General features: G+C 66.9%; 4 protein-coding genes and 1 pseudogene. 2 read left to right on the top strand and 3 right to left on the bottom strand.

Annotation, left to right across the window (positions count from 1 at the left end):
• Nucleotides 1-1,027: 1,027 nt before the first annotated feature.
• Nucleotides 1,028-2,222, bottom strand: a pseudogene (locus ACZ7HQ_RS42005) (IS110 family RNA-guided transposase).
• 342 nt (nt 2,223-2,564) lie between these two features.
• Between ACZ7HQ_RS42005 and ACZ7HQ_RS42000 the strand changes: the two are divergent.
• Nucleotides 2,565-2,858: a hypothetical protein gene (locus ACZ7HQ_RS42000; protein WP_471001958.1), complete on the top strand. Its 294-nt coding sequence runs from the start codon at nt 2,565-2,567 to the stop codon at nt 2,856-2,858.
• 694 nt (nt 2,859-3,552) lie between these two features.
• On the opposite strand, the gene ACZ7HQ_RS41995 is transcribed toward ACZ7HQ_RS42000, so the two are convergent.
• Nucleotides 3,553-3,795, bottom strand: a complete 243-nt coding sequence (locus ACZ7HQ_RS41995) for a hypothetical protein (RefSeq protein ID WP_471001955.1) — start codon at nt 3,793-3,795, stop codon at nt 3,553-3,555.
• Nucleotides 3,796-4,737: 942 nt separating this feature from the next.
• Complete coding sequence (locus ACZ7HQ_RS41990; protein ID WP_471001952.1) at nt 4,738-5,961, bottom strand: cytochrome P450; 1,224 nt, start codon at nt 5,959-5,961, stop codon at nt 4,738-4,740.
• 2,153 nt (nt 5,962-8,114) lie between these two features.
• Here ACZ7HQ_RS41990 and ACZ7HQ_RS41985 point away from each other — a divergent pair.
• Nucleotides 8,115-8,558 carry an Ig-like domain repeat protein gene (locus ACZ7HQ_RS41985; protein ID WP_471001950.1) on the top strand — a complete coding sequence of 148 codons (444 nt, stop codon included), beginning with the start codon at nt 8,115-8,117 and terminating at the stop codon, nt 8,556-8,558.
• Nucleotides 8,559-9,049: the final 491 nt, after the last annotated feature.

The following is a 9,049-nucleotide window of genomic DNA, read 5'->3' as shown; positions in this document are numbered from 1 at the left end:
ACGCCACCCCCGTAACTACCTGGCGTTTCTCGGCCTCGCCGCAGCCCTCTGTTGCTACAAACGACTCGTCCGCCTCACCACATAGGACACGGTCTTAAGACCCTCGAACGTCTCCCGCGTTACGCGGCCCCTCGAACTGTTCATGTGACACGGACCACCTGATCCGAACGCCAGCTGACGTGGCGTTCTCAGGTGGTTGGGCGGAGTGGTGCTGGCGAGCTCATGCAGACGCGCACCGCTCAGGGCAACCGCTTCGAAGAAGTCCCAGGCCAGCAGGGCATCAGCCCGGGAGCGCGGGAAGTCGGTCACCTGCTGGCGCCGCGCTCGGGCGCCGGATTGGAGTCCGGCCTGTTTCAAGATCTCCCAGGCCCGTTGAGCTTCCCTCAGAAGCGGAATGTCTCGGGCAGCTACCCGCTGGTGAGGACCAGAGCAGCTCTCCAACGAGTGACTGGGAACAGGGCTGGGCGCTGATACGGGCAGCGTTCCGGCGTGATCGACGAACAGACGGACGTACTCTGAGTCTCCCGCCAGGGCAGCGTCCGGCTTCTCAAGGGCCACCAGCTGCAGCGCTGGGCGGACGCTGCCACCGTGCCAGAGTACAAGGGCAAGCGTGGGTGACTGGCCCGTCGGCCGCTGACTCTAGGTTTCGGGCCGTCCTACCGGATCATCGACAGCTGTGGGCCACTACTGGCCACGTGCAGCCCGTCCGCCATCACGAAGGCGCGATGAAGGATTGCTTACTCAGGTCAGTCAGAAGTTCCTCACTTTGTTCATCCAGGCCTTACCGAATTTCCGGACCCGGCATCACCTGACGGCCGTCTCCGAGTACCGGCCGAGGTGATCGCCTTCCCACCCCGGGTGCGTCACCGGCGACACCAACCCGTGCCGTGCAGGGACGGGTCCCGGGAACATGGCGCGGGCAGCCGAAGACCTCGCTCACACCATGTGCAGACGCAACGTCATCAGGCAGAAAACTCCGACTCCCATAGCCGTAGCACTGTGCCTGAGGAGAATCTCAATGATCGTGTCAAACCGCTTGCGTAACCGGTGGAGCGGAGGTGAAGAGTCTCTTGTCACGCAGCATCGCCCAGAGCACGTCGACCTTGCGGCGGGCGAGTGCGAGCAGGGCCTGGGTGTGGATCATCCCTTCACCGCGCTGCTTGAGGTAGTCGTCCCGCGATGCGCCAGGCCGCATCATCGCGGTCCGGGCCGGCATGGAGAACAGCCGGCGAAGGCGCCGGTTGGAGCGCTTGGACCGGTGGTAGTTGCCGGTCCGTCGGCCGGAGACCCGGGCGACCGGAGCCAGGCCGGCATGGAATGCAAGACGGCCCGCGTCGAGGTAGCCGGACAAGTCGCCGACGATGGCGACGAGCTCGGCGCCCAGGATGGGGCCCATGCCGGGCATCGGCTCGATGATGTCGGCGCGGAAGGTCTCGCGGACCTCGCGGTTGTAGTCGTTGATCCGCCAGTCCAGGGCCGGGGGCTGGTGGGCCAGGCCGCGGACCAGCTTCGCGGCCCGCTTCTCACCGGGCAGTTCAGCCGTCTGCGACTGGGCGGCCTCCACCGCCTTCACAGCGGCGGTGTCAGCGCCGCGGACCGTGCGGCGCTCCAGCCAGGTGGTGAGCCGCTTGGTGCCGATCCGCCGCAGGGCGGCCGGGGCCTTGTACTCGGTCAGCATCACGAGCGGGCCCTTGGCCACGGAGTAGTCGAAGGCACCCTCCAGGGCCGGGCAGATGCCCACCAGCAGGTCGCGCAGCCGGTTGATCAGCCGCACCCGGTCGGCGATCAGGTCGGCCCGGTGGTCGGTCAGCAGCTGGAGCGCACTGACCAGCTCGGGCGGTGTGTTCAGCCGGGCGAAGCCCTTGGGGCGCATGCGGGCCTGGTCGGCGATGACGCGCGCGTCCTTGGCGTCGGTCTCGCCCTCGCCCTGGTAGGCGCCGGACATGCGGTTGACGGTACGGCCGGGCACGTGGACGACGTGCTGGCCGTGGGCGACCAGCAGGGCCAGCAGCAGAGTCGAGGCGCGGCCGGAGATGTCCACCGCCCAGCGGATCTCGCGGGTCTCCTCCCGGGCGGTCTCGACGAGGGCGAGGATCTGCGACTCGTCGTTGAGCACCTTCGGCGAGAACAAGGTCTCGCCGTCGGTGTCGACCGCCACCGCCCAGTGGTGCCCCTCGTCCGATGTGGACACCGACCCATATCCGCTCGTGCATCATGCTCAAGCCCGTCGCTCCGTACCCCTCGTGACCAGCGTTTCGTGGTCCGCAGAAACACTCCGCCGACAGGTCCCTGACCCGCGATGACCGCAGTTCTTAATCGGTGAGCATCTTCAGCGGACACCCCCTGGAGTGATCAGCCGTCAGACGTTGACTGGGACCTCTACCTGCGCAGGCCGCCAACTTCTGCGGAGCAGCCGTCACCCGATCGGTGGCCACTCTGAAGAAGCTCAGTGGTCCACGCGTCCCGGGGGACCGGGCGGCCATTCTCCTCGAGCCATAAACGGCAACACACCGTCAGCCCCACCCGGTCCTCCCGGACCGCCTCACATTGTTAGGGACGCCCCTGTGCCCCACAGCCCCGAATACTGGATCAACACCGGCCCTCACGACCCCCACACCATCACCGTCCGCACTCCCAGCCTCGACGACGCAAGCGGCAATCCCCTCGCTGTACACCTCGTCGCCGAATACGCCGACAAACTGAACGCGCACCTGTCACTCGGCCCTGACCGTGCCCGCAACATCGGCGGCTTGCTCATCCAAGCCGCCGACACGCTCGACGCCCGCCGCGCCGACAGAGAAGTGTTCGACAGCATCGTGTCCGGCGCAGACGCCACGAACGGGAAAGACGCCGTATGACAAGCCGCGACTGGACGATGCTGGCCCTCGGCGGGGAGCTCGCCTTCCTGGCTTGCGCCGCGGTCGAACTGGCCGTTGAGGTGCGCTGGCGACGCCGCTGCACCCGCCGTAGGCGAAACGCGCCTCGGCTGGCCGCAGCGAGAGGGTCCTCGAGGTGAAGGCGGAGCCGAGACCTCAAAGTCGGCCGCACAATGAGAGGCTGGTATCCCACGGCCGTCCAAAGCGGCGGGCACGGGCCGGTCGAAGGAGGCCGAACCGTTCCTCCTTCTGCGTGAGTCCCGGCTGTGCAGCGTCGCAGGATGGCTCCCGAGATCCCCGGCGACCTCCAGCATCGGCTTCCCGGCCCGATCACGATCCGTACAACACAACGAACTCCGCGTCACACTTCTGTGGCTCGGACGCCACGAACCTCAACTTCTCCCAGCGTCGGGGACTCCACGCTACGAGAAGGCCTTCGGTCCGGATTCCAGAGAACTCCTGACGGCGGATCGGATTAACGCTGAAGAGGGCCGTCCCGTTCCCTCGCCGGGGCGGCCCCCGTCTATGGGCTGGGCGGTGTGCGAGTCTCCGCTGCCCGGCCGACGCACCTCCAGGGAGGATCGGAAGCCTGTCGCTGGGCGGGACTGTGTGAGGGCCCTGGCAAGGGTGGCTCCTCGCGGGACTGGCTGCGGGCCATGGGTATCTGCGGGGTGGCTCACCACAGATCATCTACCGGCGGCATTCTGACGTCGTATTCGACGCCGAGCGGGTCGAGACGCTTCTTCAAGGCGCCACGGACGTCGTTGGGAAATGAAGCGATGACGTCGGCGAGGGAGTCATCGTTGGGAAGAGTGACTGCCACGGGACCGACGTCCGGCTTGAGACTCCGCAGCAGGTTGAGGACTTCCTCGAGTCGTTCGCTGGGCACCGTCGCCACCAAGTCCGTCCGATCCTCCATGGCTGCCTCCTGACTGGATTGCCCTGTCTTCAGGTTCAGCCCGGTCCGGTCGCCGCGCTACTCAAAGCCCTGTGCCGGGCTTCAGGTACGCCTCGGGATCTTCACGTGCCAGACCGGCCGGCCGTCGGCGGGCTGCCATCATGATCCGGTGCCGCCTGGCTGGAGCCCCACCCACTCATGCCGGGCGGCACCTCCATGGGCCGCCCCGCCTGCCCTGTGCACGGGGTAGGCGGGGCGGACAGCCTCCGTACGCTGGGAAGCCGTCCGGGGGCTTTTCTGCGTCCGGCGTTGTCGGGGGCGGATGTTCTCCACCTGCAAGCCCTTGTGGCCCTGCATAATGCCGAGCCTGGCCTTCTGACCCCCTCGCGGAACTCCCGTATTCCTGACTGGCGATGCTGAAGTAGTTCGGCGAGGACGTCCGGGCCGCCGTCGTCCCGCTCGATGAAACCCCAGAGTCGTCCATGTGTCCGGTACGGCTTGCTCGTCGAGCGGTGTATCAACCGCTCGACGTTTAGTGGCGCGGAGTCGCCACCTGCTACGAGAAGACCGCCACCACCTATTTGGCAGAGCTCTGCATCGCAGGAATCGTCTTCACGATGATCCACGCGAACGCTCCGAGACGCGGTGGATATTGATGATGCTTCCCGTGGCGGCCGAGGCCGGCGATCCGCACCACGTTTGCGTTGGCCATTCTCCGCATCGTCTGCCATCGGCCAGCAGCGGCATTCGCGGGGTCAGGAGCGGCAGAACTCGGTGGGCGTAAGCCTGCTCACGGATGCTGGTCGGACCGAATACGGCGCCGAGCAGGCCCGGGGTGGCGGTCTCACAGGGCCATGAGCCTCAGGGGCGGGACGCGCCCGTCGGGGCGGCGGTGGGTTCGCTGGTCGCGCTGGTGGAACCGGCGGCCTGCGCGGTCGCGGCCGGAGCGTGTTCGTATCCGGTTCAGCCGAAGCGTAGGCGCAGGGATGGCAGTCCGGTGTCGGTGGGCGTGGGCTGCCCGGCTGTGCGGTCGGCGATCTGGGGTGGGCCCAGACGGCTGGTGAGTGCGGCGAGGGCTTCGGTGAGCACAGCGCGGGCAAGGGCCGTACCTGTGCAGGAGGTGAGACCGCCGCCAAAGAGCAGCAGGGGGGCCGTGTGTTCGGCTGTGATGTCGAAGGTGTCCGCGTGGGCGAAGGCGCGCGGGTCTCGCTGCGCGCAGTGCACGCTCAGGCATACGTGGCTGTCGGCGGGGATGTGCAAGCCCCGGTAGTCAAACTCCTCGGCGGCGTATCTGATGATCAATGCGGAGGGGGGTGACCAGCGCAGGACTTCCTCCACCGCTCGTGTGGCCAGCTCGGGGCGCTGCTGCAGCAGCCGCCACTGGTCCGGGTGCTTGGCGAAGGCGGCCATAGCCAGACTGAGCTGGTTGAACGGATTGTCCCAGACAGCAAGCATCAGCATATGTAGCACGCCGTGCAGCTCCTCCTCGCTGCGCAACCCTTCGCGCTGCCGGGCGCTGATGAGGCTGCACACCAGATCGTCGCCCAGGTGCGCCTGGTGATGGCTGACGAGGCTTGCGGCGCAAGCGGCCAGTTCCGTGAGGTACTCCCGCACGCGAGGTAATTGGTTACGGTCGTGCACGAAGACCAGGGCGGCGTCACCACTACTGATGCAACGGTGGAAGCGGTCGGCGTCCTCGGCGGGGACGTCGAAGAGCCGGCAGGTGACTGTCTTCAGCAGCGGATCGGTGAACGCCGCATTGAAGTCGCAGGCCTCCCCCGTCGCAGCCAGCCGGTCGGCCAGCTGCTGCGCCGTCGACCACATGAGGGGCCGTAGCCCGGTGACCACCTGCTGGGTGCCCGATAGCAGGGCCTGCCGATGCAGCCGCCGACGAGCCCTACCGGTCTTGGCCAGGAACGAGGCCTTGAGAAAGTCGTAGGCTGGCCCACTGGTGATCCCGGCCCGCTCCAGCGAGTACCGGTAGTTCGTGGTGAGCCGGGGATCCCGGAGCAGCTCCGCGCTCTCCGCGTAGCGTAATACCAGTGGCCCCAGCGGGGTGTTGACTGCCCCGTACTGCTCCCTCGCCGCCGCAACCACTGGATCTCCCCACCTGAAGCCGGGGGCCGTCACATCCAAAAAGGGCAGACCCGACTCCGACGGGAAGCGTGTCTGATCTGAAACCGACATCTCCTGGCCTCTTTCCTGAAAGCTTCTCTTGCGGCCAGCCGCAGCCCTCACGCATCCGATCCCCGGCACCCGATCGCAGTCCAGGCCACATACATCCCGGCACCGCCATCAGCGCCCGACTCTCACGGCAGGGTATTCACACCGGTTGACCAGCCCTTTTGTTACCAGACAAGCCTGTTCAAATGACGTCGTCAAGTTGACATAGGGCACGTGGTGATCTTGGTGCGTTTTTTATCGATCAGGTCAATTCACCATCCAGCATGACCGGTGAGATCGTGAACACCATCCTGCACGTGAACCTGACCGGTGCGCAGCGGGAGTGCCTGCCGCACGACTTCCCGCCGGCAACGAGTTCGACGGTGTGATCGACTTCGATGGGGCGATGCGCGATCCGAGCGACCCTCACTCCATCGAAGTCGCATACACGTCCGACCATCCGCATCCCACCGGCGCCGGTTCCAGCGAATGGCTGACGCGGTCCCTTTGAACAAACCGTGCGTCCGGAAGCCAGAAGCCGACCTCGCGACAACACAGATCGACGTTCAGGTCCCTGTGCATGACGCCGTCCTGTCCCAGGACCGGCGTCGCAAACAGGTTCAACCCGGAGCGTGCAGGGCCCATTTACAGACTCAAGGCACATAGCCGAAGACTCCACACCCCCAGGGGATTGCCACGCCCCCGAGCTGTCCAGCACATCCAAGGAGGCGTTCCCCGCGCAACTCGTCAAGGAGAAGGCTGTCGATGCGGTGAGCCAGGGCTCAGCTCCAGCGCTACTGTCCGCGTACATGTTGATGTGGCTCTGGCAAGATTTTCGTAGCCGTAGATCATCTCGGAGAGGCGAGCCGTTTCGCACCGTGATGCCACCGGTGCCCGCGAGAAAATCTGCCAGGTTGGCCTCTTTGCGGCACGCTTGCATCATGCCCGGACCGATGGGCCGGTTCTGCCGGAACAGGAGAGCGTCATGCCCTCGCAGCCTCAGCCCCGCTGCCCCTTGTTTCAAGCGGGACGCGTTTTGCCGGTTCTAGGCCGCTTTCCCTTCTGTCTCAGAGGAGAGGCTTGTGACTTCCGTACGCTTAGTTGATGTCGAGCCATGCGTCTCGGGTGTGTGTGGGAGGCGCGCCAGTTCGGCGGGCCGTCGTAGTCCGGCACTTGCCATTGCGGCCGGAGTGCTGTGGGCTGCCGGGATCGCCCCGGTCACGTTGTCCGGCACCGCTTACGCTCAGGGTGCCTGCTCAACCACCGGCACCACTACTGTCTGCAAGTTCACCTCGCGTGGTGCCGAGCAGAAGTTCACGGTCCCTGCCGGCGTCACCGCGGTGTCCGTTACCGCAGTGGGCGGCACCGGCGGCACTCCCAGCTACAGCACAGGGGGCGCCCACCACCAGGGCGGGCGCGGAGGACATGGGGCGCGGGTCACCGCGACCGGCGTCCCGGTCACCCCCGGCAGCACCCTGTACGTCGAAGTCGGCGGCAGCGGAGGCAACACCGGAACCGGCGGCTTCAACGGAGGCGGGAGCAGTACCGGCGGTGCCGGACTCTACCCGGTCGGTGGCGGAGGTGGCGGTGCCAGCGATGTCCGCACCGCTCCCCGAAGTGTCGCCCTGGCCACGCATGACACTCGTCTCCTCGTCGCCGCTGGTGGTGGCGGCGGTGCCAACTACTTCGGTAGTGGCGGCGGAGGGACGGGAGCGGGCCCCGGCGGAGCCGGTGGTCAAGGCGATGTGAACGGTGGCCGAGGGCAGAACGGTGGGGGTTTCAACACCGCTGGTGGAACCGGCGGTAGTGGTGCGAACACCGGCGGCGGTGCGCCAGGTACGGGCGGTGCCGGCGGAAGAGCCGCAGCAAACGTCGCCGGTGGCGGTGGCGGTGGCGGCTCCTTCGGCAGCAGACCCGGACACGGAGACGACATTCCCCATAACGGTCCGGGCGGAGGCGGGGGCGCCGGCAACACCGGCGGCGGGGGCGGAGGTGGGAGCGCTCCGGGTTCGCAAGGCACGCTCGGGGCCGGGGGCCAGGACGGCACCGCCACATACAGCGCCGCCGGGGGCGGCGGTGGAGGTGGCTACTACGGTGGCGGAGCCGGAGGCGGCACTACTTTCCAAGGCGGGGGTGGGGGTGCGGGTTCGTCGTTCGTGACGTCGAAGGCCGCGTCGATGACCGCAGTCGCGGACACCAGCGGCACCCCGGTCGTCGTCATCAGCTACACGGCTGGCAACACGACCGGCAAGAAGCCGGTCAAAACCTACGCGCTCTCGTACCCGAACCCCTCCGCAAAAGGTCAGCAGGTCGTTCTCACCGACCTCGTCTGCCCCACCGGCACCACAGTGCCCACCGGTACGATCAAATTCCAGGACACCAGAACTCACACCACCCTCGGCACCGCAGCACTCGCACCTGCCGGCTCCACCAACTGCGCTCTCGCGGCAATGGCCGCCTCATTCGGGTCCACCGGCCCACACACCGTCACCGCCATGTACAGCGGCGACTCCGTCTACCAGGGCAACCAGAAGCACCCAGACACCCTCACCCAAAGCGTGCACTCCTGCGGCGAGGGGGCAAGCCCTGACGGAGCGCGCCATTTCACACGGCGCCGATGACCCCGACTTGCTGAACCAAGACCAGACACGCGGTCTGCAGCCGTAGCGGCCGGGATCATCCTCACAACGCCTTCCCGGAACGCCGCATCGTACGACCGTCGCTTCCCCGCCATGCCCCCTTCCTCCTCAGCTACATCTACACGCCATGAGGAGAAGGGCAGAGGTCCCTCCCCCATAGGGTGCGGGAGGGACCGTTCAGTGTCAGAGCGGAGGGATCGTCAGAGGTCCGCTACGTGGTGGCTCCGGTGGTCTTGCGGCGGCGGAGGCAGCAGCCGGCGCCGAAGATGAGCAGGCCGCGACGGCCCTCCGGCGGCCGATTCATGCGGACGCCGGCAGAAACCCACGTCGTTCCAGTCGCGCAGGCGTCGCCAGCAGGTCATGCCGGAATCGAAGCCCGGTCCCTGGGGCTGGAACTCCACAAAGTGCCCGTGTACAGCATGCACAGAATGCCCGACAGCACCGTCCGGTCGCCCAGACAGAGGAATAGTCGA

This window comes from Streptomyces sp. NPDC037290 (assembly GCF_055603245.1).
Note: the sequence above shows the minus strand (reverse complement) of the source record. Positions and strands in the feature narration are given on the sequence as shown.